Origin of the sequence: Hymenobacter roseosalivarius DSM 11622 (genome assembly GCF_900176135.1) — a bacterium.
In the GTDB taxonomy this organism is placed as follows: Bacteria; Bacteroidota; Bacteroidia; order Cytophagales; family Hymenobacteraceae; genus Hymenobacter; species Hymenobacter roseosalivarius.
Genome location: NZ_FWWW01000089.1, coordinates 1 through 25,487 on the forward strand (window position 1 = coordinate 1; position 25,487 = coordinate 25,487).

Consider the following 25,487-nt stretch of genomic DNA (forward strand, 5'->3'; position numbering starts at 1 on the left):
TGGTCGGTGGGCTTTTTTATGTTTTATAAGTGCTTTTTGAAGCTAGGTGCTGTGAAAGCATTTTATGGGTTTAGCGTAGAATTATGTCCATTTACTAAAAGAACCTGTAGTTGCTCCGGACGCGGGGCCGTACAACCCAAGATATGGACGATCTCTCCACCGAAGCCGCCCGACGCCGCGCCATTGCGTTGGCTACTGCGCTGGCCACCAACACGTCCTTAGCGCCGCAGGCCTACGAACGTACGCTGCTGGAACGCTACGCCTTGGGCGAGCTGACCCTGGACCAGGTGTTACAGAGGCTCGATACGCGCGTGCAGCAGCTGTTCTATCGCAGCCGGGCGACTCAGGCCTTTGCGGAGGACCACCTCCGCGCCCTGATGGACGAGTCACGCGCGCATAATGAAGCGCACGGCATCACGGGCGTGCTGTGCTATAGTGAGCGGCAGTTCGTGCAACTGCTGGAAGGCACGCCCGAGCATGTGCACGCCCTCTACGAGCGTATTCAGCGCGACCCGCGCCATGCGCAGGTCACCACCCTCTACGATGAGGCCAGCGGGCAGCGCTTCTTTGCGAACTGGCAGATGGGCTTTGTACGGGTAGACGCCGACGAGTTCCACTGGGTGCTAACCAGTTTGGCGCGGCCCAGCGATGATCAAGAGCTGGCACGCCAGTATGTGCAAGATCCTGCTTTACGGCTGTTGCTGGAGGCCTTTACTCGGGCCTAAGCAACGCAACAGGCTTTCAGGATTAGAAAGTGCTCAAAGGGGTTCTTTTAGTAAATGGACATAATTCTACGCTAAGCCAACAAATGTTCACTAGGCTATCTGAATTTTTCGAAGACGCATATCTCTAAAAAGGTACATATAATGCACGAAAAAGCCCCCCAGATTTTGTCTGGGGGGCTTTTTTATTTATAAGCGAACAGCTAAGCTAGCTGCGCGGCTGATCTTACATCATGCCGCCCATGCCACCCATACCGCCCATGCCACCGGCACCGCCAGCGCTGGCTTTCTCATCTTCTGGCTCATCCGAGATAACGCACTCAGTGGTCAGAAGCAGGCCGGCGATAGAAGCGGCATTCTCCAAGGCCAGACGCGTTACTTTCGTTGGGTCGAGGATACCAGCGGCCATCAGGTTCTCATAGCGGTCTTCGCGGGCATTGTAGCCGTAATCGCCTGAGCCTTCGCGCACCTTCTGTACGACTACCGAGGCTTCGCCACCGGCGTTCTGCACGATAATGCGCAGCGGAGCTTCCAGAGCCGTGCGAATGATGTTTACACCCGTACGCTCATCGCCATTCAGCGTGTTAACAGCGGCCAGAGACTCGATAGCGCGCACTAAAGCCACGCCACCGCCGGGTACTACGCCTTCTTCAACAGCAGCGCGGGTTGCGTGCAAGGCATCGTCAACGCGGTCTTTCTTTTCTTTCATCTCCACTTCCGTAGAAGCACCGATGTACAGAATAGCAACCCCACCCGACAACTTGGCCAAACGCTCCTGCAGCTTCTCCTTGTCGTAATCCGACGTGGTGGTCTGAATCTGAGCTTTGATTTCGTTGATGCGAGCCGTGATAGTGGCCTTTTCACCTTTACCATTGACGATGGTCGTGTTGTCCTTGTCAATGATGATTTTCTCAGCAGTACCGAGGTACTCAATCGTAGCGCTGTCGAGCTTGTAGCCGCGCTCTTCCGAAATCACGGTACCACCAGTCAGCACCGCAATGTCTTCCAGCATCGCTTTACGACGGTCGCCGAAGCCGGGAGCCTTCACGGCTGCGATTTTCAGCGAACCGCGCAGCTTGTTCACTACCAGCGTAGCCAAAGCCTCGCCATCAACATCTTCTGAAACGATAACCAGCGGCTTACCGGTCTGAACTACCTGCTCCAATACGGGCAGCAGCTCCTTCATGGTGCTCACTTTCTTGTCGTAGATCAGAACGTAAGGGTTTTCCAGTTCCACTTCCATCTTCTCCGGGTTGGTTACGAAGTAAGGGGAGAGGTAACCGCGGTCGAACTGCATACCTTCCACCGTTTTTACTTCGGTTTCCGTGCCACGTGCTTCTTCCACCGTGATAACGCCTTCTTTGCCCACTTTGTCCATGGCGTCGGCAATCATTTGACCGATTTCCGAGTCATTGTTGGCCGAAATAGTACCTACCTGAGCAATTTCCGAAGAGTTTTCAATCTTCTTCGACTGCGCTTTCAGGTTTTCCACTACTGCCTTCACGGCTTTATCGATACCGCGCTTCAGGTCCATGGGATTGGCACCAGCAGCTACGTTCTTCGAGCCAGCCGTGTAAATAGCCTGGGCCAATACGGTAGCGGTAGTAGTACCGTCACCAGCCTGGTCAGCGGTCTTGGAAGCAACTTCTTTTACCAGCTGAGCACCCATGTTTTCTACGGGATCAGTCAGTTCAATTTCTTTGGCTACCGTCACACCGTCCTTGGTGATGGTGGGAGCGCCGAATTTCTTGTCGATAACCACGTTGCGGCCTTTCGGGCCCAGGGTTACTTTCACGGCGTTAGCCAGCTTATCTACACCGCGTTTTAGCTTGTCGCGGCCGTCGGTATCAAATTGGATGTTCTTAGCCATCTTATTTTAAATAGAGAGGTAATTCAGGAAAGAAAAGGAAACCCTTACAGAACGGCGAAAATGTCAGACTCACGCATGATGAGGTAGTCTTCACCTTCAACGGTGATTTCAGTGCCGGCATACTTACCGTAAAGCACCTGGTCGCCTACTTTTACCTGGGGGGCAATGAGGGTACCACTGTCGGCTACCTTGCCTTCGCCTATGGCCACTACTTCGCCGCGCTGGGGCTTTTCTTTGGCCGTATCGGGGATGATGATGCCCGACTTGGTTTTTTCCTCGGCGGCGGCTGGCGCGATAATTACGCGGTCGGCCAGCGGTTTCATGCTAAGTGACATATTGTACGTTTTGGTTGAAAGATGTTGAGTGAATAAACCCGTGCGCCGTCCCCGGCACTTCTTATGCCAGCCCGCTCAAACCTGACATAATGGACATGAATGTGAACTTTTTTGGAGCTGAATGCTACGATTCGGCTGCCAAACGTGTCAGATCCGGCCGGACCTGACACGTTTGAAACAATACAAAAAAACCGGTAGCTCCCTGACTGGGAACCACCGGCTATAGTTTCTAGGATTAAAGTAGCGGCTGCTTACTGACCTGCCGGTGCTGGAGCAGGAGTTGCGGCTGGCTGCTGAGCCGGAGTTGGCTGCTGGGCTGGAACTGGCGTGCTTGGAGCCGCAGGAGCGGTAGCGCCAGGTGCAGTCGGGGCTGGAGTCGTAGGTAGTTGGGTTTCGAGGGCGCGCTGCTGGTTAATGCTGCGAGCGGGGCCATCGTTGCCGCTGCCAATAATCATGTGGGTACCCAGCGTCAGAACCATTAGGCCCAGGGCGAAACCCCAGGTCAGACGTTCCAATAAGTCGCCGGTGCGCTTCACGCCCATCAGGTTGGCCGCGCCACCGGAACCAAACTGATTTGATAGTCCACCCCCTTTCGGGTTTTGGGCCAATACAACGAGAGCCAGGAGCAAGCAAACAAAAATAATCAGGGCAATGAGGGCAATATACATCTACTCGAAGGTTTGCAGTTGTTGGATTTGGTCGGCAAAATACGCCTTTTTTTCCGGCTGGCGCACCATCAGCCGTTCATATATTTCAATGGCCTTGACAATTTTGCCCTGCCGTGCCAGAATGCGCGCCAGGCTTTCCGACGCCAAACCAGGCTCAGCCAGCGTGCTCCGCACCGATAAATCGGCTTGCGCCTCGGTGGTTGGAGGCAGAGGCAAGGGGGCCTTAAACCGCGGCTTACTCCGCAGAAACTGATCGATCAGGTCAATGCTTTTTGGAACAGGTACGGGTTTGGGCTGGTGCTGCTTTACGTGCTGAAGCAATAGCGCATCAGGCGCAAAAAAAGCGTCGGGGGGCAAATTCAGACTGTATTCGTCGTGGGTCTGAAGACAAAACCCTAGGCGACTTCCCAAGTCAGGCGCATAGCCCACTTCTTCATCGGCCCAGAAAGGGGGAATAACCGCAGTCGTTTTAGCCGGGGCTTTTTCCACCTCAAACAAGTTGTAAGTCGGCATGGCCGCAGGTAAGGCTTGCGCCAGACCAAACTCGAAGCGCGAAGAACCTGCCTCAGCCGGGGGCCTGATAGGTGGCGTCGCAAGTGGCAATTCTTCCTCAGACACCTCGCTAACAGTCTCCGTTTCGCCTGGACCGGGAAAATCACTTGGCCCAATGAGTATCTCGGGAGTTTCGCGTAACGACAGACTAAGCTCGGCTTCTGTTGCAGATGCGGCTTCTACGGCCGTCGCTGTGTCAGCATCCTCCCCAGTAGTTTCTGCCGCCAATAGAGAATCTTGTTTGTCAGATGCCGTCGCTTCCACATCTGTCTCCTGCTCAGTCAATTCTATTGATTGCGGCTCATTAACCTCGCTTACATTGGAGAATGATGTTGTAGCGAAAGCCTCTTCTGGGAAAGGAGTTGCTACCGTAATTCCTTCCTCTGCTACCTCATCTTCTGCTAAAATGGGCGGTTCCTGTAAATCCGTTGTAACGGCCAGATCAATGCTGCCAAGATGATGAGGATTCGGTAGTTCCAGCTCAGAGCCACTTGTGTTTGAAGTAGCCTGTGATTCTTCCGGCGCGGAGATGGCCGTACTGGCCAGCGCGGGCCGGGGGGCAATTTCAAGCGGGGCCGGTGCCACCGCTACCTGCGTCGCCTCGGCTATAGCGGGGAGAAGGGCAGGCAATTCAATAAGGGCGCGCAGGCGCTGCCGGTCTACGGCGTAGGTGGCGGCGCGGCGCAGGCGCTGGGCTGCCAGCATACTGCCCCGGTCATGGGCAGCTTTTGCCAGCAGTAAATGAGCAGTCTGACAGTAAGGAAAAGTAGCTGCCAACTGCTCTAGCTCCTGAACTTCCGTCTCCGAAATGTCCCCCAAATTGTCCAGAATATGCAGCAGCGAGGCGCGGGTCATGATGTGCGGTACTAAAGTATGGGTTGGCTGAGAGCTGATGTTCAGCTTGAAAATGGCTACTGATATTTAAATGGGCCTAATGAAGCCCGACTTTTTCGAGCCGACAACAATACGGTAATTTATTCACTAAACGGGTGCCGTGGCATAACTATCAAGCCCGACGCCAGAGTGACTACCAGTTGGCTACCGATTTATTAAAAACGTCGGTAATGATATTGTTAGTAATGACGCGGACGCGCGGGTCATTATTGATGGTGGTAATGTCGGTAGTAGCGGAAAAGTTGTCGCTGCTCTGGAAAGTCTGCTCCAGATCCTGTAAAGGGTCTTTCGTGTTCACAAACTTTACCTGCACCTGAATAGTCAGGCGGTTTTGGCCGGCCTGGTCAACGTTGCCTTCGCGCTGAATAGCGGCCGGCGCAAAATCATAGGCCGTGATGGCTCCCTCAAATTGTAGATCACCATCGCGGGGCACGAGTTTGAGCGTGGTATTACGCTGGAAGTAGTCCTTGAAATCCTCTGTAAAGCGCTGAGCCAGAAAGGATGGCCCATTACCGGCGTTGTTCTGAAACGTTGCGATGGAGATGGTTTTTACCTCAGGGTCGATGTTGGTGCCCGTGAAGGAGTACACGCTGCAACCGGCCAGCAGAAACAGAAAAAAGCCCCCCAATAGCCAATTAGTCAAGCGGTTAGAGCTGCTCCAAATCATATTGCTTGAGTTTGCGGTACAGAGTGCGCTCCGAAATACCCAGGTCGTGGGCAGCGTATTTGCGCTTGTTATGGTGCTTTTTGAGCGCCTTCATAATCATTTCCTTCTCCTTGGCCTCCAGCGACAACGTTTCTTCCTCCATTTCGTGCGGGATGTCCTCTACTCGCTGGGCCTCATCTTCGTAAGTCATCTCCTCCTCGCTGTCGTTCAAATCACTAACGGGGCGCGGGGTAATAAAGTACTCGCCAGGCCCTTCAGTGGCCGCAGGACGATTAAGGCGGCCGCCTTCGTAGGAAGAAGCCACATTTAAATTGTTGAATAAGTGGCTGTTCTGCCGCAGAAGCTCCTGCGCCTCGGCCGGACGCTGCCCAGCGGCCAGGTCCAGAACCAGCTTCTTTAGGTCTGTCATGTCGCGGCGCATATCAAACAGTACTTTGTAAAGCAGGTCGCGCTCTGAGTACGTGTTGTTGGCACCCCCATCAGAGTTGGCGGCGCTGAGCAGCATGGGCAAGCGGCTGCTCTGATCGGCGGGCAAATACTGTCGCAGGCGGGCGGCATCCAGTTCGCGCTCCATTTCCAGCACCGACATCTGCTCAGCAATATTCTTTAGCTGCCGGATGTTGCCGGGAAACCGAAAGCGCTGCAATTCAGCTACCGCATCGGGGGTAAGGCTAATCGGCTTTACGCGGTAGCGCTCGGCAAAGTCGGTCGCGAACTTTCTGAATAGTAGATAAATATCATCGCCACGCTCACGTAGTGATGGAACTGAAATCGGAACCGTGTTGAGACGATAGTAAAGGTCTTCGCGGAACCGGCCTTCGCGCACGGCGTCGAGCAAATTCACGTTACTGGCCGCTACTACGCGCACGTCCGTCTTCTGCACCTTACTAGCCCCAACTCGAATGAATTCCCCATTTTCGAGCACGCGTAACAAGCGAGCCTGCGTACCAAGCGGCATTTCCCCGATTTCATCCAGAAAAATAGTGCCCCCATTCGTTACTTCAAAGTAGCCCTTGCGTGCCTCATTGGCTCCCGTAAACGAGCCTTTTTCGTGCCCAAATAGCTCGGAGTCAATGGTTCCCTCGGGAATAGCGCCGCAGTTGATGGCGATAAACTGTCCGTGCTTGCGGGGCGAGAGGGCATGAATAATCTTGGAGAAAGATTCCTTACCTGAGCCGCTTTCCCCCGAAATAAGCACGGTCATGTCGGTGGGCGCCACCTGAGCGGCCACCTGAATGGCGTAGTTCAGCGCCGGCGCATTGCCGATGATGCCAAAGCGCTGTTTAATAGATTGTATTTCGGAAGGTGTCAAAGTTGGTTTTTGGTTTTTGGTTTTCGGTTCTTGGCTCAGTCGGAAGCCACTTCCATCAACCTAATGAATGATAGTAGCGAATAAATCCCTGTACTAACTGGATACAGTTGACGATTTTCTCATTGATATACTGTAACTGTTCCGCCCCAATAAAAGATAAGTCGAAAGCTAGATAACATTGCGTTTCCAACTCGTAAAGGGAACCACTGGCTATTACCAAAAACTGAATAGTGTCCTTGGGATGTTGTCGGCCCCTGCCCTCACCAATAGTAGATGGAACGGATACCGCTGCCCGTTACATCTGAATAGTTAAACCAAATTTCTCTTCGTTGGAAAAGACTGGGTCAGGGTATAAACCAACTTTACCAGTTCCTGGCTGTGCTACCACACCTGCAGGTCCTTGTAGTTTTGCTGGTTCACTTCGTTCATAAAATAGAGCCAGAAAATGCAGTTTAAAAGCTAAGCAGAACAGGGCCAAAAACCGACAACCAGCTTTACACTGCGTTGCCAAACAGAGTGCTGGCCGTGCAGTCATGCACCAGTATGTTCACGTAGTCGCCTTTTTGAAAATTTTCTTTCGGGAAAATAACAACCTTGTTTTGGTCGTTTCGCCCGCTCAGGAAGTCATCGGAACGCTTAGAGAAGTTCTCAACCAGTACCTTGTGTACCTGTCCAATAGCGCGTTGGTTACGGATAAGATTGTGCTTTTGCTGAACGGCAATGACCTCCGCCAGGCGTCGCTTTTTTACCTCCAGCGGCACATCATCCTCCAACTTGCGAGCGGCCAGGGTGCCGGGGCGCTCCGAGTAGAAGAACATGTAGGCCATATCGTACTGCACCTGCTCCATCAGGCTCAGAGTATCCTGATGCTCCTCCTCGGTTTCGGAGCAGAAGCCCGAAATCATATCGGTGCTGATGGCGCAATCGTCGCCTAGGATGCGGCGGATGGCCTGTACCCGATCTTCGTACCAAGCGCGGTCGTAGGTACGGTTCATTAGCTTGAGCACCCGCGAGTTACCGCTTTGGGCGGGCAAGTGAATATAGTTGCAGATGTTGTCGTGGCGGGCCATCGTGTGCAGCACCTCGTCGGTAATATCTTTGGGGTGAGACGTGGAAAAGCGCACCCGCAACTCGGGGCTGAGCAGAGCCACACGCTCCAGGAGCTGGGCAAAGTTGACCTGTTCCAGACCGTCTTCCGAAGCCCATTTATAGCTATCCACATTCTGGCCTAGCATGGTAACTTCCTTGTAGCCAGCGGTAATCAGGTCCTGGCACTCGCGCACGATGCTGTGTGCATCGCGGCTGCGCTCCCGTCCACGGGTAAAGGGCACTACGCAGAAGGAGCACATGTTGTCGCAGCCGCGCATGATGCTTACGAAGGCTGATACACCGTTGGAGTTCAGGCGTACCGGCGTGATATCGGCATACGTTTCCTCACGGGAGAGGAGCACGTTCACCGCTTTTTGCCCCCCATCTACTTCCTGAATCAGGCGGGGCAGGTCGCGGTAAGCATCGGGCCCTACCACGAGGTCCACAATCTTTTCTTCTTCTAAAAACTTGGTTTTCAGGCGCTCAGCCATGCAGCCCAGCACGCCAACCAGCAAACCGGGGTTGCGCTTTTTATGTCCGTTGATTTGGGAAAGCCGCATACGTACCGTCTGCTCAGCCTTTTCCCGGATAGAGCAGGTATTGAGCAGCACCAAATCGGCGCCTTCAAGCTGTTCTGTGGTATCAAAGCCTTCCTGAAACAGAATGGAGGACACGATTTCAGAGTCAGAAAAATTCATCTGACAACCATAGCTTTCAATGTAGAGCTTGCGCTGCCGGCCGGTGCTGGTAGCGGCGCTAACCCGGACCTCACCACTGGGGGTATGGGCGTGATCAGCAGGGGCGGTGGGGGCCGGAGTATCTAGAAAGTCGAGAGTAAGAATGGGCTGCGACATAGCGGTCAAACACTAATAAGGAGGGCAAAGGTAGGCTTTTTAGGCTTAAAATGACAGAATGGCAGAGGTTACAATAAGTAAGATTTGGGCTCTTTCTGCAAAGCACGCCGGCTTAAAAACGAGCCAGAGTGTCTTCTCGTGCATCTGGTCGTTAAACAACCTCAGCGCCCAAAACCTCCAGCATCGCTTTTGCCTTCAGCAAGCACTCTTCATATTCTAGCTCCGGGATCGAATCGTAGGTGATGGCAGAGCCGACCTGAAAGGATAGGTAACCCGTGGCGGCGTTGAATTGCAGACTGCGAATGACCACGTTAAAATCGAAGTCGCCGGAGGGCCAGATGACGCCGAGGCTGCCACTATACAGGCCCCGGCGACTATGCTCATACTGCTCAATGAATTGCATGGCCCTGATCTTGGGGGCACCCGTCATGGAGCCCATGGGAAAGGTGGCGCGCAGCGTATCCACTAAGTCGCATTCGGGCCGGCGTCGGGCTTGCACGGTCGAGATCATCTGCCAGACGTGGCGGAAGCTGTAAAGGCCGAATAGTTCGGGCACCTGCACCGAACCAGTGACAGCCACGCGGGCGAGGTCATTGCGCACTAAGTCCACAATCATCAGATTCTCAGCTTGTTCCTTCTCGTTTTGGCGCAATTGCTGGCGCAGCTCCTCATCTTCCTCCGCTGTCAGGCCGCGGCGGATTGTGCCCTTAATAGGCTGCGAGAGAAGCACATCGTGTTGCTGCCGCAGAAATCGCTCGGGCGACGCGCATAGTAAGTACTGATCCTGCCATTTATAGAACCCGGCGAAAGGGGTAGGCGACGCTGAATTGAGCTGTAAAAAGGTAGAAACGGGCTCTATGTCAACGTGTTCAGCATAAAACTCCTGACAAAGATTTAGCTCGTAAACTTCTCCATTCAGAATATCTTCCTGAATAGCCGCTACGGCCGCGAGATAAGAACCCCTAGGCATCCGGGCCCGCATTTGAGGCACCGAAGCGGCCGCAGGCGCTGGTACTGAAATCGCTAAAATTTCATCAAAAATGCCCCCCAGACCGTGAATCTCCACCGAATCTGAGTGCCAGATCAGCCAGCTCTCAGGCTCAAAAAAATGAAGATCAGGAAAAGATAAGCTATCGAAATGATGGCTGTTAAGACACTCTATCTGATTCTTTAGTTCATAGCTTAAAATGCCGCAACGCGGGGCGTTGGTGGATTGGTCCAGCCAGGCTCTCAACTCATTCAGAGTGGCAGGTGCCGGCGCAGCAGTAGCCCGCACACCTAGCAGACGGGAGAAAGCCCCCTGCGGATAGGGCAGGTCATTAGGCTCGTAGTAGGCGCAATATTGGAAACAAGCAGCCCAATGCAAGGCTTTCGCCCGAAACTCAGCGGGCGTAATGGATAAGCTGGACAGTGGAACGACTAACACGGGGCGAAGGGAAGGTTCGTTAAAGCTTGTATAGTATTAGTCAAGCTCCGCCAGAGCCACTTTCGCCTTCATATCTGTGCTGTTTTTGTACTCGTGCTTGGGGTACTGAAGCGCCTGACGAAAGTATTTCCGGGCAAGCTCAGTCTGACCCGCTGATTGGTATAAATATCCTAGCTGCAAGGCAGCCTGGGGGACAAAATAGTAGGGCGCCTGTTCTTTAGATAACGCAATTGTGCGGGTGTAGAAGTACCGGGCCGAATCCAGTTGGGTGAGGCCATGATAGGCGCGGGCGCGGCGGTAAGGCGCTTCTAACTGGTCGCGCAAGCTGGTTTTATTCGTGACGGAAAACGTTTTTAGCGTGGCGAGCGCCTCCTGATAGTAGCCGCCGTCGAGCTGGAGGCGGGCACGGGTCAGGATAGGATGCAGGGGGCTTTTCTCCTCGAAAAAACGCTGAGCATAAGTGTCTTCCTCTACTATAGTGCGGCCGCCAGCAGCTATTTGCTGGCGGTAGTGGTCGGCGGCAGATTGTTTGTCATCGAGCAAGGCGGCAAGATAGAGCTTGAAAGCGGCGGCCTTCCGGTAGTGCTGCCCACGGTAGAGCTGTAAGAACCTCAGGTTTTCGCGTTCGGAAGCGGCGAACTGACCTTGATAAAGCAGCAAGTCGGCCGCCATATGGTGCAGGTAGGCCACCGGCAAATAGCTTGGGCCAGTGGGTCGCGCCCGAAAAGCGGCCAGCGCGCGGTCGGTGCGGTGCAGCTTCTTGTTCTGGCTGATAACCAAGAAGGTAAGTAGTAGATTGTCCGGCTGCTGCGCGGCTAAACGCGTGACCAGTTGAGTTGTTTCGATGCTTCGCCGATAGTAGGTTTCTTCTACCAGCGCCAGAAGTAGCTGGCTTTCCATCTGAAAATCGTGGGGCCGCTGGGCGGCGGCGCGCAGGTGCTGCAAGCCGGAATCTACGCTGCCACTCAAGCCTAGCAATCGCAAAAACCAGCGGTAACCCTCAGGCAGGGAGCCGATAGCAAACTCCAGCATACCCAGTGACTTACGCGCGGGTAGGAAATTTGGATAGCGCTTGGCGACACTCTGCATCTGCTGATACGCCTGCCGCAAGTTCCAGGCTCCCTGAACCTCATGCTCGAAAACAACCTGCAACACCGCTTGGTGAAGTCGGATTTCGGCGGTAGAATAGTCGCGCAGTGGGCTCTGGGGGGCTTTTTCTAATGTTTTCAAGCGCTGATCCTGCGCTTCCAACATGGCAGAATAGCCCTTTGCATCCTGGCTGATTAGAATTTCCACCATCTCCAGACAATCAGCGACCAGCATCGTGCCGGTGCTGGTCGGGCCTTCGGTGCGCAGTAGGGCGCGGGCGGCGGGCACGCGTAGCTTCAGCACTTCGGCGTAGGCGCGGGCTTGCGTAGGGGTAAGCGCTGCCGTGGGTTCCCGCGGAGGAGCGCAGAGGGTTACGCAGAGGTTCGCGGCGGAAAACAGCCAGACCAAAAACAGCCTCTGCGCCCCTCTGCGTAACCCTCTGCGCTCCTCTAAGGGAAATCTCATCTGCATTTAAACAAAAAAGGAACGACGCCGGGCCGTTCCTTTTTTACAATCAGTATACTACTTAAAGTTACGCGGCTTTCAAGTCTACATCAGCCAGAACCCGTCCGCAGTGCTCGCACACGATGATCTTCTTATGCGAGATGATGTCGGCCTGGCGCTGAGGGGGCACCGTATTGAAGCAGCCACCGCAGGCATCGCGCTTCACCGTCACCACGGCCAGGCCGTTGCGAACGTTACCGCGAATGCGCGTGTAGGCCATAAGCAAACGCTCTTCGATTGGCTTCACCGCACCATCGCGCTCCGTCATAAGCTTTTTCTCGTCGGCTTCGCTTTCACCCACAATGGTTTGCAGCTCACCTTGCTTGTTCGTCAGGTCTTTGCGGCGCTCATCGAGGCGCTGCTTAGTGCCGGCGATGTCGTTGTTTTTCTGCTCAATCTGGTACTGAGCTTCTTTTATTTTCTTCTCTGAAATCTGAATTTCCAGGCGCTGCAACTCAATCTCCTTGGCAATTGCCTCGTACTCACGGTTGTTGCGCACGTTTTGCTGCTGCTCCTCATACTTGCGAATGAGGCCCTCAGCATCTTTCGCGGCCTGTTTGCGCTGCTTAATCTGGTCGTTGAGGCCCGAGATTTCCTCGTCGAACTTGCCTACACGCACTTCATAGCCAATAATCTCGTCTTCTAAGTCACGGACTTCCTCGGGCAAGTCGCCGCGCACGCGCCGAATTTCATCGAGCTGCGAATCAATGCGCTGTAGGTTCAAAAGGGCCTCCAGCTTGTTGGCAACGGGGGTTTCCGCGGTGGGGTTAGAAGTCATAACGGACGGGGTTGGTGAGGGTCTCTGCGATTAAGACCGCAAAAGTACTCGAAAACGTTGAGGTTAGCAATTCCTGAAATAGCTCACTGGTGAATTGTTCGCTCTCGAAATGACCCACATCGCAGAGCAGCAAATCTCCCTCAGGACCAAAAAACTCATGATATTTCAAGTCGCCTGTTACGTAGGCATCGGCGCCGGCCGCCCGCGCTTTATTCAGGAGAAAACTGCCGGCGCCCCCGCACAAAGCCACGCGGCGGATGAGCTGGTTGAAGTCGGTGTGCTTCACGACGGGCACGCCCAGAATAGCGCGCAGCTGTTGCCGAAAGGCAGCCGGGGTCAGCTCCTGGGGCAATTCACCAATCATACCAGCGCCTACCTCCTGGTTTTCGTTTTCGAGCTTGACTATTTCATAGGCTACTTCTTCGTAAGGATGGACTTGCCGGAGCGCCCGAAGGACGGTTTTCTGCCGGTGCAGAGGCAACAGCACTTCCACGCGCTGTTCGGCCGTTGTTTCGGGTTGGCCCGGTTGTCCTTGAAAAGGATTTGTTGCAGAACCGGGCGTGAAAGTGCCCACGCCATCGGAGCGAAAGCTGCAATCTGAATAATCACCGATTTGGCCGGCACCGACTTGGTAAAGAGCTTGCAAAACGGCCTCCGTATGGCTCGGCGGAATATAGGTGATGAGCTTGGCCAGATTGCCGCTCGTGGGGGCCAGAATGCGCAGGTTCCGCAAGCCCAGCTTTTCACCGAGCTTGCGATTTACACCGTGGCGTACGTTGTCGAGGTTGGTGTGGGCAGCGTAGATGGCAATGTCATTTTTCAGCGCCTTCAATACAGTGCGCTCTACTTCCGTAGCCCCGGTCAGGCTTTTGAGGGGGCGAAAAATGACCGGATGATGAGCCACCACCACGTTGCAGCCCCGTTTTAGAGCCTCATCGAGCACAGCGGGGGTGCAGTCGAGGGCAATCAGGACGCCTGTTATCTCTGCTTGTGGATCACCGCATTGCAGGCCCGCATTGTCATACGATTCCTGGTAGGCGAGGGGCGCCGCCGTTTCGAGGGAGCGGGCAAGGTCAGCGACGGTAGGCATACTTTCTTAATTAAGAAATGAAGAGGGCATAAATAAGGGATAAACGAAAAAATGTCATGCTGAGCGGAGTTGAAGCATATCTACCTCGGTGCTAATTCAACGAAGCGGGAGAGATGCTTCGACAGGCTCAGCATGATAGGCGCAAGTTTAAGCTCTGCTTATTAGTTGATTACCTCCGTGAGCACGTCCACGTAGCGCGTTACATGCGCGGCCAAATCGCGCCGCTTATATTGCATCAGATAACGCGGGTGGTCTAGAATATGAATCTGGTCGAATAGCTTTAGCTCCTGGTTCCACCGCGTGAGGTATTCCCCGTTGCGTCGGCCCAGAACAGATGGCTACGTCGCGGCGCAGGCCCACGTCGTGCACTTGTAGCTGCAAAGAAAGGCGGATGGCCGGGGCCAGCGCTGCGGTCAGGGCGGGCGAGTCGTAATAGTTGTAGTTGCGGCCTTCGCGCAATAAGACCAGGGGATAGAGCGAGCCCAGAAAAAAGCTGTCGAAGAAACCCGCCGGACCGCCCAACGCCCTGATTACTTCGTGTATAAACTGACTCGATGGCTCCCGTTGTTGGGGCAGTGCATTTGGAATTCCGCAGGAAGTTAGGGCCACCGGATCTGTGAAGGCTACGCCGGTGCGGCCGTTGCCCAGGCGGCCCGGATTAATGCCCAGCAGCGCCACCCGAGGCCGATGGTCGGCGTAGTAGCGGCCGGCAAATTGAGTGAGCAACGCCTGGGGAGCCACTTCCAGATAAGGGCTGAAAGCCAGGACGTTGTCAGGCAGCGTTTCGGGCAGGGGAAAGCTTGTCAGAAAATGCAGGAGGCGGGCACCGAAGGTGGACATAGTAGCGGGGAAGTTGCCTGTGCATACGTGATACTACCCGTAAACAGCAAAAGTGGCGTACTCTGCATTTCCGCGTACTTTTGCCCCCCAAGCCCTATTATTCCCCATGCCTCATTTCTTGGTCTTGCTGCTGCTTCCGTTTGCCTGGCTTTATGCCGGAGTGATGGCAGTACGCAACTGGTTGTATGATAAGGGTTTGAAATCATCATTCGCTTTTGAAACCCCGGTAATAAGTGTCGGCAACCTGCGCGTGGGGGGCACCGGCAAAACGCCTCATGTAGCCTGGCTGGTGGCGGAGCTACGGACTCATGGGGCAAAACTCGCCATTCTGAGTCGGGGCTACGGGCGTAGTACCAAGGGCTTCCGCTTAGCCGATACTGCCGTTACCGCCGCTACCATCGGCGACGAGCCGTTGCAGCATTATCAGGACTTTGGGGGGCAAATTCCGGTGGCAGTTGCCGAGGATCGGCGGGCGGGCTTAACCCTGCTACTGGCCGCTCGACCTGACCTGACGACTGTTGTGCTGGATGATGCCTACCAGCACCGGCGCGTGCGCCCCGCGCTCAGCATTCTGCTTACCGAGCAGCAGCGCCCGTTTTATACCGACTATGTGCTGCCCGCCGGCCGTTTGCGCGAAAGCCGCGCTGGCGCCCGCCGCGCCGATGCGGTAATCGTTACGAAGTGCGCCGACATGCTGAGTTCGGCTCAGCGCGAGGAAATTACCCGGCAGATTCGGCGCTATGCCCGGCCTAACGTGCCGGTTCTTTTTTCAACCTATGCTTATGGCGAGCCCGTGGCGTTGGGTAGCCTGAAAAAGCCCCCCGGCACCGATATCGTGCTGCTTACGGGCATTGCGCGGCCCGAACCGCTGCGGGCGTATCTGGCGGCGGCCGGCTACCGTATCGGGCACCACGCCCGCTACGGCGACCACCACGCTTTCAGCGCGGCTGATGTAGCTGCGGTGGCTGCACAATTACAACCCGGCCAATGCGTTTTTACCACCCAGAAGGATGCCGTGCGCCTGCTCGAACCTGGCTTGCGGACGGCGGTCGCGCAGCTGCCGGTCTTTTACATCCCGATTACCGTGCAGTTTCTGGCCGATGACGCCACACGGCTGCGGCAATTGCTTTCTCCCTACTTTCAGCCCCAAGCTGTTGTCTGACTTTTCGCTGTTTTCGCTTTTTTCCACGCCTGTGCCCAACTGTTCGGTACCTGTCCGTACGCTGCTTACCAGCCGGCTCTTTCGCGGGCTCTCGGGGCTCTTGCTACTGCTGGGGGGCTTTTTTGGCCCATTTACGACGCAGGCCCAGGTGGTCGATGATACCACTAAAGTTCTCTATGGTGCTAAAACCACCCTCGTCATTCGGGAGGCCGACGTGCTGCGCGACAAGCAAGAGGGCCGCACAGTTGATACGACCCTGGTTGGGATGCAGCAGGCCCGCAACTGGTACCACGACAGCACTTTTCAGCAGGACCTGGGCAACGGCGGCACGGCCTCGCGCCGTTTGCTTTGGGAGCCGAATATCCAGCTGGGCGCGCGTCTGGGCCGTACTGTATTTGATAAGTACATGCGCAACTCGGCCACCATTCCATACTACGATACCCGCTCGCCCTACACGTTTTTTCGCTTCGTGCAGGGCAGTACCGGCGAACAGGTCTTTGAGCTCTCGTACAGCCGCAGCATCAAGCGCAACGCCAATGTGGGTTTCGCCTACGAGCGGTTTTCCTCGAATAAGATCTTTACGGAAACAGGATCCGAAGGCCTGAGCCGGCACTCGGGTGTGCTCTTCTTTGTGCGCTACCAAACCACCGACGACCGGTACCACCTGCTGTTTAACGTGAATACGGCCCGCCATCAGGCCGTAGAGCAGGGCGGCATCCGGCCCCAACCCGAAGACAAAAGCACGGATAACCGGATCCTTACCGAAAATCTTTTCGATTACGCCGACGAGCGGATATGGCTAACCCAAGCCGTAAACGTCGATAACCGCGACCACATCCATCTGGCCCAAACCTACCGCCTGCTGGGCAAGGGTCTCACGGCCTTCCACGTACTGGATATCAGCCGGCAAACCAACCGCTACAACGACGCCGCGATTCCGCGCGGTACTACGGAGGCGCTCTACTACCCACGCACCCGCCTGAATCCCACCGTTACCTACGACTCCGCCCGTTACGGCCAAGCCGAGAATACCGTGGGGGTGCTAGGCGCTACCAATCTGGTAGAATACCGGCTATATGGCCGCCATCGCCTGGCCCGCCTGGTTACGGGTAGCCGAAGAGACAGGAGCATCACGTTGGATAGTCTACCCACCCGAACCTACAACCAGATCTTTCTGGGGGGCAATGCGGCCTTCCGCTACCGCATCTTTGGGGTAGAAGCTGCCGGGGAAGTCAAGATTCCGGATATTACCAAGCCGGGCCCGGCACGCGGCACGCTGGAGTACTGGGGCCGGGCTGCCGCCCGCACTGGTCCCCTGACCGCTGAGTTTTTCAGCGCCACGTATGCGCCTACGCTTACGGAGCGGGAGTTTAGCGGCAATCATTATGTGTGGGAGAACTACGATTTTGATAATACCTTCGTTAACCAGCTGACCGGCCGCCTCGATCAGACCTTAGGCAAGCAGCGCCTGCAAGCGTCGGTGGCGCTGGCTAACATTTCTAGCCTCGTGTACTATAATGAGCAGGCGGAGCCTGCTCAGCTTTCCGAGCAGCGGCAGCTGGTTATCGTGGGGGTACGGCACCGCTTTCAGGTCGGCAACTTCTTCGCCGACAACCAGGGCACCTACACGCTGGGCGGCGACCAGGAAGGACTGCGCATCCCCAGCTTAGTAGCCAACGCGAAGGTGTACTACCAGGGCTATATCTTCAAACAGGCCCTGTTTGGTCAGATCGGAACAGAATATTATTACCAGTCGCGCTTCCGGGCCTACGATTATAGCCCCAGCACCCAGCAGTTTTTCGTGCAGGATCAGTTCAGAATCCGGCGCTATTCCCTGCTTGATGCCTTCGTGAATATCGATATTCGCACGGTGTCGGTATTCCTGAAAATGGCTTACCTCAACCAAGGCCTGCACCGCAACGGTTATTTCACCACTCCCTATTACACCGGGTTGCCCCGCCGCTTTGAAGTAGGCCTGAAGTGGCAGTTTTTTGATTAGAAATAAGAACGTCATGCTGCATGACCGCCTTTCAACTCTTATCCCATGTCTCAGGACTCAAAAGAAAAAACCATCCTCAAGCTTAAGCTGAATACTGACCCGCGGTGGGTAGATATTGCTAGCAAAAACATCGAGGATATTCTTGTTGATCATGCCTACTGCGAGCAGAAAGCTGCCAGCACGGGCATCAGCCTGATCGTGAAATACCCCGAAAAAACGCGCCTGGTGGATGAGCTGACCGAACTGGTAGCGGAGGAGTGGGCGCACTTCGAGCGGGTGCTGCATGAGCTGCGCAAGCGCGGCCACGCCCTTGGACGGCCGCGCCGCGACGAGTACGTAGTACAGCTAATGGCTCACGTCCGCAAAGGCGGTGCCCGTGAGCGGCAGCTGATGGATCAGTTGCTGGTAAGCGCGCTGATAGAAGCTCGCAGCTGCGAGCGGTTCAAGCTATTGTGGAAGCACATCCCAGACCCTGACTTATCGAAGTTTTACTATGAGCTGATGGTGTCCGAAGCCGGGCACTTCGTGAGCTACGTAGAACTTGCCAAGGAGTATTGCGACAAGCAGGAGGTAGATACACGCCTTCAGGAGCTACTTCAGATTGAGGGCGAAATCGTAACCAACCTTCCCGTGCGCGACGACCGGATGCATTAGTATTTGATCTGAGTAGCTACGGCTGAAAGCTTAAGGAGCCGGCAAGAATTACTTAAAAACCAAAAGCCCCCCGGAAGTCGTCTGGGGGGCTTTTGGTTGAGCTAGGAAACTTGTTTCTCCGTGGGCTGAGGCTGTCCTTGCTGCTCTTCCGCACGGGAGGCCAGCAGCCCCGATGGCACGCTCAGCGCGCCCGTTGCCTGATCAATCAGGCCATTGCGCTCCTCCTCAATATTGGTTGCCTGGGTATAGACGTCGCCGGCAATGGGGCGGGCCCGCAGTTCCCGTTTAAAGTCGCGAATCCGCTCCGTGCGCTCATTCGCGTCTTTGGGGCCGCCGTAGTCCGGGAAGCCGAAACCGCCCCACTCACTAACGATGAGCGGCACTTGGCGGCGATAGAAAAACGGGTCGCCCACCACGAGGGGGAAGGCCGCCGTGCCTTCCATTTCGCCCCCCACGAGGCGGTCGAGCAGCTCGCGCCAGCGGTCCAGGTCGGGGGTATAGAGGTGGGCCGTGAGCAGGTCAGACTTCAGCCGCCCCGTGTGCGAAATGTGGTGCCAGCCATCATTATCGACCACCAGAAACTGCGGGTGGGCAATTTGCATGTAGTGGTACATCTCCACGATGTAGTCGCGGGTTTCGGGGTTGGTGGCAATATCCTGCGCCCCCCAGTCTTCGTTGTACAGGCTCCAGATGACGACGGAAGGGTGCGTTTCGATCAGCGCCACCATTCGTAGCAGCTCGGCCTGGTGGTTCTCGCGGCTGCGCGGAGTCGAGCTGTGAGGGCTGGGCACCTCCACCCAGAGGAGCAGGCCCAGCTCATCGGCCAGGTTATAGATGCGCGGGTCAACGCCGGCAATGTGTACGCGCACCAGGTTGCAGCCCAGCTCCTTCATGGCGTACATGTGGCGGCGCATTTCCTCATAGGTAGCCGTGCCCGGCTGGTACAGGATACCGTCGAGGTAGACGGGCTGGTTGTTCAGGTACACGTAGCGTCCGCGGGCTTCTATCTTACGCAGCCCGAAGTATGACTCAATCTGGGCCGTGTACTGCTCGGCATCAATGAGTTGGGCCACGAGGCGATACAGGTGAGGCGAACCCGGTGCCCACAGGGCCGCGCCAGGCAGCTCCAGCACTACCCGCTGCGATTTTTGGCCGGCCTCCAGACGCAACGGAAAATCGGAGGTAGCGAGGGGAGTGCTATCATCGGCCGCATCGCGCTCGTACACTTTGAGACGCAGCGTATAGCAGCCGGGGTCGTGGACACGGGTGGTGAGATTGAAGCGGACCAGCTGGTCTTCCACTATGCTCACCACGCCCACGCGGGAGCGAAGGCGATTGCGCTCTACCACTTCCAGCCATACGCTGCGCACGGCGCCGGTATAGGTTTGGTACCAGATACCGCCGCGCTTATATACATGCGACTCCTGCTTGCCGCGGGGCGTTTCGGCATCCATGGCGTCGGCGATGCGCACGGTCAGGCGGTTCACCAGGTGCAGGTTTTCCTGGCGTAGCTCGTAGGAAAACGACGTATACTCGCCGTAGTGCACATCCTCGCCCTCAATGGTGCGAAGCAGACGACCATTGAGCCACACCCGCGTCTCGTAGCCGCAGGCCCCAAAGGTCAGCTGAAGCATGGTGCGTGAATGCTCTATCGACTCATCCAGCTCGGGCAGCGTGAATTCGCGCTCGTACCAAGCCACTACTTTATCGTGCCAGCCGGCGGAGTGGGGTTGGTCTTTGGCCTGCGCCATGTGCTCCTCAATAGAGCCCGGCCATTGCGCGGTATGCTTATAATCGTAGCCCAGGTACCAGCCGTCGGGCAGACCCGCGTCGGCCTCGTCGATAGCGAAGCGCCATTCCCCGTCGAGCAGCGAATAGGAATTGAACCGTAATACGGCCCTGGGTAGGGGGTTGGCGAGGTCTTCGGTCAGGCGGTCTTCTTCTTTGCTGACCGAAAAGCCGTAGTTGGAATGATCAAGATCCATACGGGCGGGGTTAAGGGTAGGCGGGGCGAGAACGAATGAGGGGTGGTACTTCTTGTAGGAGTTCCTGAATTTGCCCCCCAAGACCTCCATACGGCCTAATTCGTTTCGTGTATGAATTTATGGGAAAGAACCTGTACGTTCATCCGGGCTTGCATCTTAGCTAGGTACGGCGGGGCCTAGCTCAACCTTGCAAAACCCGCCAAAGGGGAATGTGAAAATATAGAGGCACACTGTTTGTAGAAATAAGCTACATTTCATTAAAGTCAGTTCAACAGCTTCGGGCCTGCAGGTATTCCATGAGCTACTGAATTGAATATTTTTGTGACAGCTGGATCATACGCATAGCTATAACCATGAAAAGTATTTGTACTCTCGTTTTGGTGTTTTGTACAGCGCTGGCATTCGGCCAGACGAAAACACCAGCTACGACTTCAGCCCCTGCACCGACCGTCAACTTTTGTGGACAGAATATAGAAGTGGCCGGGGGCTGCGCCAGCACCAGCCCTTACCAGGTGAAGTGCGATAAGTACGAAATAACTTGGATGTACATGGACTACGCGGTCATGAGAACAGCCCCGGAAGAGTTTGCCAGGCAAATGAAAAAAGAGCATAAGAAAACCGACATGGCCCCTTTCGAGTGCTACATAGCCGGTAAGCCCGCCAAAGGCTATAAGCTGAGCTACATGACCGAAGCGGGCGGCATAGCGTATCAGCTCATCGTGTCGGGTGTGGCTAGTGGCCAGCCAGTGCTGGTGCAGCTGACGCTGGATATCGACCCCTACAAGAATGAAGATATTCCGGCACTGCCCCGCCAGATCGTGCAGCTGAGTCCAACAACCCAGCTTACAACCGCGAAGTAGCCGTAGCATATTATTCAAAAAAGCCCCCCAGATGACTTAGGAAGTCGGCTGGGGGGCTTTTTCGTTGTAGATCTGCGCGTAGCATTTCTCAGGTCTTCTGCTTTTTCTTTTTGGCCGCCGGAAACAGAATGTTGTTCAGAATCAGGCGGTAGCCGGGGGAGTTGGGGTGCAGGGCCAGGTCGGTGGGCTCTTCCTCTACCAAATGCTGATAGTCTTCGGGGTCGTGGCCGCCATAGAAGGTCCAGGTGCCTTTGCCCAGCGTGCCGTGCATGTAGCGTACCTCATTCGACTGCTTGTTTTCACCCATCACGATGACGTCGGACTTGACCAGGCTTTTGCGAAAAGCGGTGGTCTGGCCCATAAATCCCTTCACGGTTTTTTCGTGATTCTGGGTAAGCATGGTAGGCACCGGGTCGTACTTGGCAGAGAAGGTGAAGAGCTGAAAATAGTCGTTGTCTTCGTACACACCGCGCTCCTGGGGCTGCATATCGATGCTGGAATACTCGTACTGAAACGGGTCGCGCACGAGCTGAAAGTCTTTGAAAGCCAGCGTGCGGTTGAAGTTGAGCTTGCTTTGGGCGGTGGGGTCGGCGGGGTCGCCGTCGTACATGCTTTCCACCATGTCCAGGCCCAGGCCGGCCAAGGCAATATCATAGGAGTCGGTGGCCGAGCACATGGCAAACAAAAAGCCCCCCCCGGCAATAAACTCCTGCATTTTGACGGTCACGGCGCCTTTCATCTGGCTTACTTTGGCGAAGCCGTTGCGCTTGGCTGCGGCTTCCGAATCGCGCTGCTGCTGCTGATACCAGGGGCGGTTGCGGTAGGTAGCGTAAAACTTGCCGTACTGACCCGTAAAGTCCTCGTGGTGCAGGTGCAGCCAGTCGTACTTGGGCAGGTCGCCGCGCAGCACTTCGTCGTCGTAGATCTGGGTAAACGGGATTTCGGCGTACGCCAGCACCATTGTCACGGCATCGTCCCAGGGCTGCTTGTCCTTGGGCGTGTACACCGCGATTTTGGGCACCTTCTCCAGCTTCATGATGTCCATGTTGGCATTGGGGTCGGCTATTTCCTGCAAGATGCTGCCGTACTGGGCCGAGGAAATAACCTGAAAGCTCACCCCACGCACGGTCAGCTCGTTTTCAATGCCCGGCCCGGCGGGGCAGGAAAAAGCCCCCCCGCGGTAGTTGAGCAGCCAATCGACCTCCACCTGCTTGCTGAGCAGCCAGTACGTGGCGCCGTAGGCTTTCAGGTGCTCTTTCTGGGCCTTATCCATCGGAATCAGAATCTGATTGGCCCAGGCGGCCACGGGCGCGCTTAGCCACAGGGCCGCCAGCAACAGCAGAAACGAAAAGCGTTGTAGGATCATCGGATTCTGAAATTCAAAAGGTGAGTTACTAGAGTCAAATCAATTAGCAATGCTAGAACAGGGTAGAGACGCATAGTTGCGTCTCCTCGTTGCTAAGGTTATTAAGCCTGAACAATACGGTTTCGGCCGTTCAACGACGAGTCACAAAATCTTGCGTCTCTACCGCGTTTGGACTAGTGAAAAAATAATCAGCGAAATTACAAAAACCAGCGTCAATCAGCGATTTAAAGGTAGTAAAACCCGGCTGGAAAGTGCCCAAAACCGGCTACCTTGCGGCAGTAGTCGTCGGGTCAAAGTAGGCTGGGAGGCTTCTTTAGGCCGTTTTGAAGGGTATACGCCGCCGGCCATTTCGTGTACGTCTTGTTGCCATCAGGCCACCTTTATGCATTTGCTAGAAAACATCCGCGAAGCTTTCCGTTCCATCCAGAGCAACCTGCTGCGCACCGTGCTGACGGCCCTCATTGTAAGCATCGGCATCATGTCGCTGGTGGGCATTCTCACCGCCATCGACGCCATCAAGTCGTCCCTGACTAACACCTTCGCCAGTCTGGGGGCCAATTCCTTTGAGCTGACGGCCAAAGGCTATACAAACCGCTTCCGGCGCGGCGGCGTGCAAGGGCGCACGTATCCGGCCATCAATTATTTACAGGCCCGGCAGTACAAAGAGCGCCTCGGCGACGATGCGCAGGTAGGCATATCCGCCTTCATCACCGGCGCGACCGAAGTAAAAGCGGGCGGCCTCAAAACCAACCCTAATATGCAGGTGGTGGCCGGCGATGAGAACTACCTGCGCATTCAGAGCTACAATCTGGAGGATGGCCGCGCCTTCTCGCCTTCCGAGCTGGAGGTGGGCGCCAATGTGGCCATTGTGGGCCCCGAAATCAAGGACAAGCTTTTCCCCAATCAATCTGCCATTGATCAGTACGTGTTCTTTCTGGGTCAGCGTTTCCAGATTATCGGGCAGCTCGAAGCCAGCGGCAGCGGCATGGGCGGGGGCGGGGGGGCCGACCGGCTCGTGCTCATCCCGCTGATTACCGGCAACCAGTTGCCCCGGCAGCGCGCCCTCACCTTCGACATCAAAACCGCCACCACCGACCCCGACAACCTCACCTTTATTATGGGGCAGGCCACCGGCATCATGCGCGCCGTGCGCGGCGACCGGCTCGGGCAGGAAGACTCGTTTGAGCTGGAACGTAGTGACTCGGCCGTAGCCACCCTCGACAGCCTCTCGGGCAACCTGCGTACGGGGGGCTTTATCGTGGGCTTTATTACGCTGCTCGGGGCCAGCATCGCCCTCATGAACATCATGATGGTATCGGTGACGGAGCGCACCCGCGAAATCGGGATTCGCAAGGCCCTGGGCGCTACGGCCCTTCAGATTCGCCAGCAGTTTCTCATCGAAGCTATCGTGATTTGCGTGATGGGCGGCGCTTTGGGAATCGTGCTGGGCGTGGCCGGCGGCAACGCCATTTCGCTCTTTATTCCCGGCGGCGGCGCGTTTTTGGTGCCCTGGCTCTGGATGATAATTGGCCTGGTGATTTGCGTGAGCGTGGGGCTGGCCTCGGGCTACTACCCGGCCAGCAAAGCCGCCGGCCTCGACCCGATTGAGTCGCTGCGCTACGAGTAAAGCCGTTGGTTACAGATGTCACACTATTGCACCGGTGACCGAAGTTGTAGGAACGCGCCACGGCGCGTTCGGACGTTGGACGTTACCAGGAGCGGCTGTTCAACGGTTGAACGCGCCACGGCGCGCTCCTACAGCACCCTGTTTGCCCTTTACTTCGTTCCAGTTGCCGCGGCTGCGGAACTCCTGCGCGTCGTCGATACCATTTTTGATTGCGTCCATTGGGGGAATAACTGAAGTGAAAAACGCAGGAATGTTCCTGCTACGGTAGCGCTTACGGTCGGGCTCCGATGCCCCACATAAGCTACTAGTAGACAACCATTTCCGTGTTGGGTGAGTAGTGCAGGAGGTACTCTTCTTGTTCTCACCCAGCTCCCTTAGCCCATGACCGGTTACTTTTTCCCCAGCCACTATCGTCTGTTGTTTTTAACTGCCGCCCTGCTGTTTGTCATCAGTTTGAGCCAATGCGGGGTCAGCGAGCAGGTGCAGCAGGCCAAAGCCTTTGAGGGAGCCCAGTTTCGGCTAGTTTCCGTGGAGCAGGCTACCCTGGCCGGCATCGATGTGACCCGGGTGCGCGGAGCCGGCGACCTGAGCACCGTGGACCGGGCCCGCCTGGCAGTGGCCTACGCTACCGGCAACCTGCCCCTGCGTATGCGCGTGAACCTGGAGGTGCGCAACCCTAACGACGAGACCGCCGCCCTCAACGCCTTTGACTACATCGCGCTTATCGACGGCAAGCAGGTAGCCACCGGCCGCACCACCGAGCGCATCGAGGTGGCTCCCAAGGGCGTAACCCTGGCCCCGATCAACCTGGAAAGCAACCTGCGCGAAAGCATGGGCGAGCAGTCGGGCGAAGCCCTGGCCAATCTGGCGCTGGGCCTGGCCGACCGCGACCGGCAGCCCCTGCGCCTGACCCTGCGCCTCAAGCCAACCTTCGTGACCAGCAGCGGCCGTACTATTTCGCCCCCCGGCTACGTGACCGTGGATAAGGAGTTTACCGCCAGCGAAGTACTCGATGCCGTTGACCGCCGCGACTCGCTCAGCCGCCGCCCTAGGCCGTAAGGTAGTAGCTTAGCCAACGCCACGCTCTGCCCTAGCCCCAGAAGGGGCAGAAGAGCTTGTACTTTCGGCTCAACAATAAAAAAAG

The 25,487-nt window shown here is 55.9% G+C and carries 21 protein-coding genes and 1 pseudogene; 7 read left to right on the top strand and 15 right to left on the bottom strand.

Features of this window, described 5'->3' with window-relative positions:
* Positions 1-143 precede the first annotated feature (143 nt).
* Positions 144-725 (top strand): BLUF domain-containing protein, encoded by a 582-nt coding sequence (locus B9A24_RS16105; RefSeq protein WP_084447045.1) that lies wholly within the window; start codon positions 144-146, stop codon positions 723-725.
* Positions 726-948: 223 nt separating this feature from the next.
* Here B9A24_RS16105 and groL read toward each other — a convergent pair whose 3' ends face one another.
* The 13 genes and pseudogenes from groL to B9A24_RS16175 all read right to left on the bottom strand — a co-directional run bounded on the left by groL (position 949) and on the right by B9A24_RS16175 (position 14,690).
* Positions 949-2,592 (bottom strand): chaperonin GroEL, encoded by a 1,644-nt coding sequence (groL, locus tag B9A24_RS16110; protein WP_084447046.1) that lies wholly within the window; start codon positions 2,590-2,592, stop codon positions 949-951.
* Positions 2,593-2,636: 44 nt separating this feature from the next.
* Positions 2,637-2,927, bottom strand: coding sequence for a co-chaperone GroES (gene groES, locus B9A24_RS16115; RefSeq protein ID WP_084447047.1), 291 nt, complete (start codon positions 2,925-2,927; stop codon positions 2,637-2,639).
* Between the two features lie 251 nt (positions 2,928-3,178).
* A complete protein-coding gene (gene secG, locus B9A24_RS16120) occupies positions 3,179-3,595 on the bottom strand; it encodes a preprotein translocase subunit SecG (RefSeq protein ID WP_084447048.1) in 417 nt (138 codons plus the stop codon).
* Positions 3,596-5,002 carry a hypothetical protein gene (locus B9A24_RS16125; RefSeq protein ID WP_084447049.1) on the bottom strand — a complete coding sequence of 469 codons (1,407 nt, stop codon included), beginning with the start codon at positions 5,000-5,002 and terminating at the stop codon, positions 3,596-3,598.
* A 172-nt stretch (positions 5,003-5,174) separates the two neighbouring features.
* Positions 5,175-5,708: an LptE family protein gene (locus B9A24_RS16130; protein WP_084447050.1), complete on the bottom strand. Its 534-nt coding sequence runs from the start codon at positions 5,706-5,708 to the stop codon at positions 5,175-5,177.
* On the bottom strand, positions 5,689-7,020 hold the full coding sequence (locus B9A24_RS16135; RefSeq protein WP_084447051.1) for a sigma-54 interaction domain-containing protein: 1,332 nt from the start codon (positions 7,018-7,020) through the stop codon (positions 5,689-5,691). The genes B9A24_RS16130 and B9A24_RS16135 overlap by 20 nt, the downstream gene beginning before the upstream one ends.
* A gap of 55 nt (positions 7,021-7,075) precedes the next feature.
* Positions 7,076-7,303 (bottom strand): annotated as a pseudogene (locus B9A24_RS16140) (four helix bundle protein); the annotation flags it as partial.
* Positions 7,304-7,514: 211 nt separating this feature from the next.
* Positions 7,515-8,963: a tRNA (N6-isopentenyl adenosine(37)-C2)-methylthiotransferase MiaB gene (gene miaB, locus B9A24_RS16145; RefSeq protein ID WP_084447052.1), complete on the bottom strand. Its 1,449-nt coding sequence runs from the start codon at positions 8,961-8,963 to the stop codon at positions 7,515-7,517.
* A 151-nt stretch (positions 8,964-9,114) separates the two neighbouring features.
* A complete protein-coding gene (locus tag B9A24_RS16150; protein ID WP_084447053.1) occupies positions 9,115-10,389 on the bottom strand; it encodes an anthranilate synthase component I family protein in 1,275 nt (424 codons plus the stop codon).
* A gap of 36 nt (positions 10,390-10,425) precedes the next feature.
* Entirely contained in the window at positions 10,426-11,886 is a 1,461-nt protein-coding gene (locus B9A24_RS16155; protein ID WP_084447054.1) for a tetratricopeptide repeat protein, read from the bottom strand.
* A 124-nt stretch (positions 11,887-12,010) separates the two neighbouring features.
* A complete protein-coding gene (locus tag B9A24_RS16160; RefSeq protein WP_084447055.1) occupies positions 12,011-12,760 on the bottom strand; it encodes a zinc ribbon domain-containing protein in 750 nt (249 codons plus the stop codon).
* Entirely contained in the window at positions 12,750-13,850 is a 1,101-nt protein-coding gene (locus B9A24_RS16165; protein WP_084447056.1) for a Nif3-like dinuclear metal center hexameric protein, read from the bottom strand. Before B9A24_RS16165 ends, B9A24_RS16160 begins: the two co-directional genes overlap by 11 nt.
* Positions 13,851-14,075: 225 nt before the next feature.
* Entirely contained in the window at positions 14,076-14,690 is a 615-nt protein-coding gene (locus tag B9A24_RS16175; protein ID WP_084447057.1) for a uracil-DNA glycosylase family protein, read from the bottom strand.
* A 106-nt stretch (positions 14,691-14,796) separates the two neighbouring features.
* On the opposite strand from B9A24_RS16175, the gene lpxK reads away from it, so the two are divergent.
* The 3 genes from lpxK to miaE are packed head-to-tail and all read left to right on the top strand — an operon-like array spanning position 14,797 to position 18,505.
* Positions 14,797-15,852, top strand: a complete 1,056-nt coding sequence (lpxK, locus tag B9A24_RS16180; RefSeq protein ID WP_084447058.1) for a tetraacyldisaccharide 4'-kinase — start codon at positions 14,797-14,799, stop codon at positions 15,850-15,852.
* Positions 15,853-15,883: 31 nt separating this feature from the next.
* Positions 15,884-17,851, top strand: a complete 1,968-nt coding sequence (locus B9A24_RS16185) for a putative porin (RefSeq protein WP_159452078.1) — start codon at positions 15,884-15,886, stop codon at positions 17,849-17,851.
* A 45-nt stretch (positions 17,852-17,896) separates the two neighbouring features.
* A complete protein-coding gene (miaE, locus tag B9A24_RS16190) occupies positions 17,897-18,505 on the top strand; it encodes a MiaE family protein (protein WP_200813947.1) in 609 nt (202 codons plus the stop codon).
* Between the two features lie 101 nt (positions 18,506-18,606).
* Here the strand turns inward: miaE and B9A24_RS16195 are convergent, their stop codons facing one another.
* Positions 18,607-20,490 (bottom strand): glycoside hydrolase family 2 protein, encoded by a 1,884-nt coding sequence (locus tag B9A24_RS16195; protein ID WP_084447060.1) that lies wholly within the window; start codon positions 20,488-20,490, stop codon positions 18,607-18,609.
* Between the two features lie 548 nt (positions 20,491-21,038).
* On the opposite strand from B9A24_RS16195, the gene B9A24_RS16200 reads away from it, so the two are divergent.
* Positions 21,039-21,350, top strand: coding sequence for a hypothetical protein (locus tag B9A24_RS16200; protein WP_143434981.1), 312 nt, complete (start codon positions 21,039-21,041; stop codon positions 21,348-21,350).
* 88 nt (positions 21,351-21,438) lie between these two features.
* Here the strand turns inward: B9A24_RS16200 and B9A24_RS16205 are convergent, their stop codons facing one another.
* A complete protein-coding gene (locus tag B9A24_RS16205; RefSeq protein ID WP_084447062.1) occupies positions 21,439-22,716 on the bottom strand; it encodes an asparagine synthetase B in 1,278 nt (425 codons plus the stop codon).
* A gap of 382 nt (positions 22,717-23,098) precedes the next feature.
* Between B9A24_RS16205 and B9A24_RS16210 the strand changes: the two genes are divergently transcribed.
* A complete protein-coding gene (locus tag B9A24_RS16210) occupies positions 23,099-24,343 on the top strand; it encodes an ABC transporter permease (RefSeq protein WP_084447063.1) in 1,245 nt (414 codons plus the stop codon).
* Between the two features lie 381 nt (positions 24,344-24,724).
* Complete coding sequence (locus B9A24_RS16215) at positions 24,725-25,402, top strand: LEA type 2 family protein (RefSeq protein ID WP_084447064.1); 678 nt, start codon at positions 24,725-24,727, stop codon at positions 25,400-25,402.
* Positions 25,403-25,487: the final 85 nt, after the last annotated feature.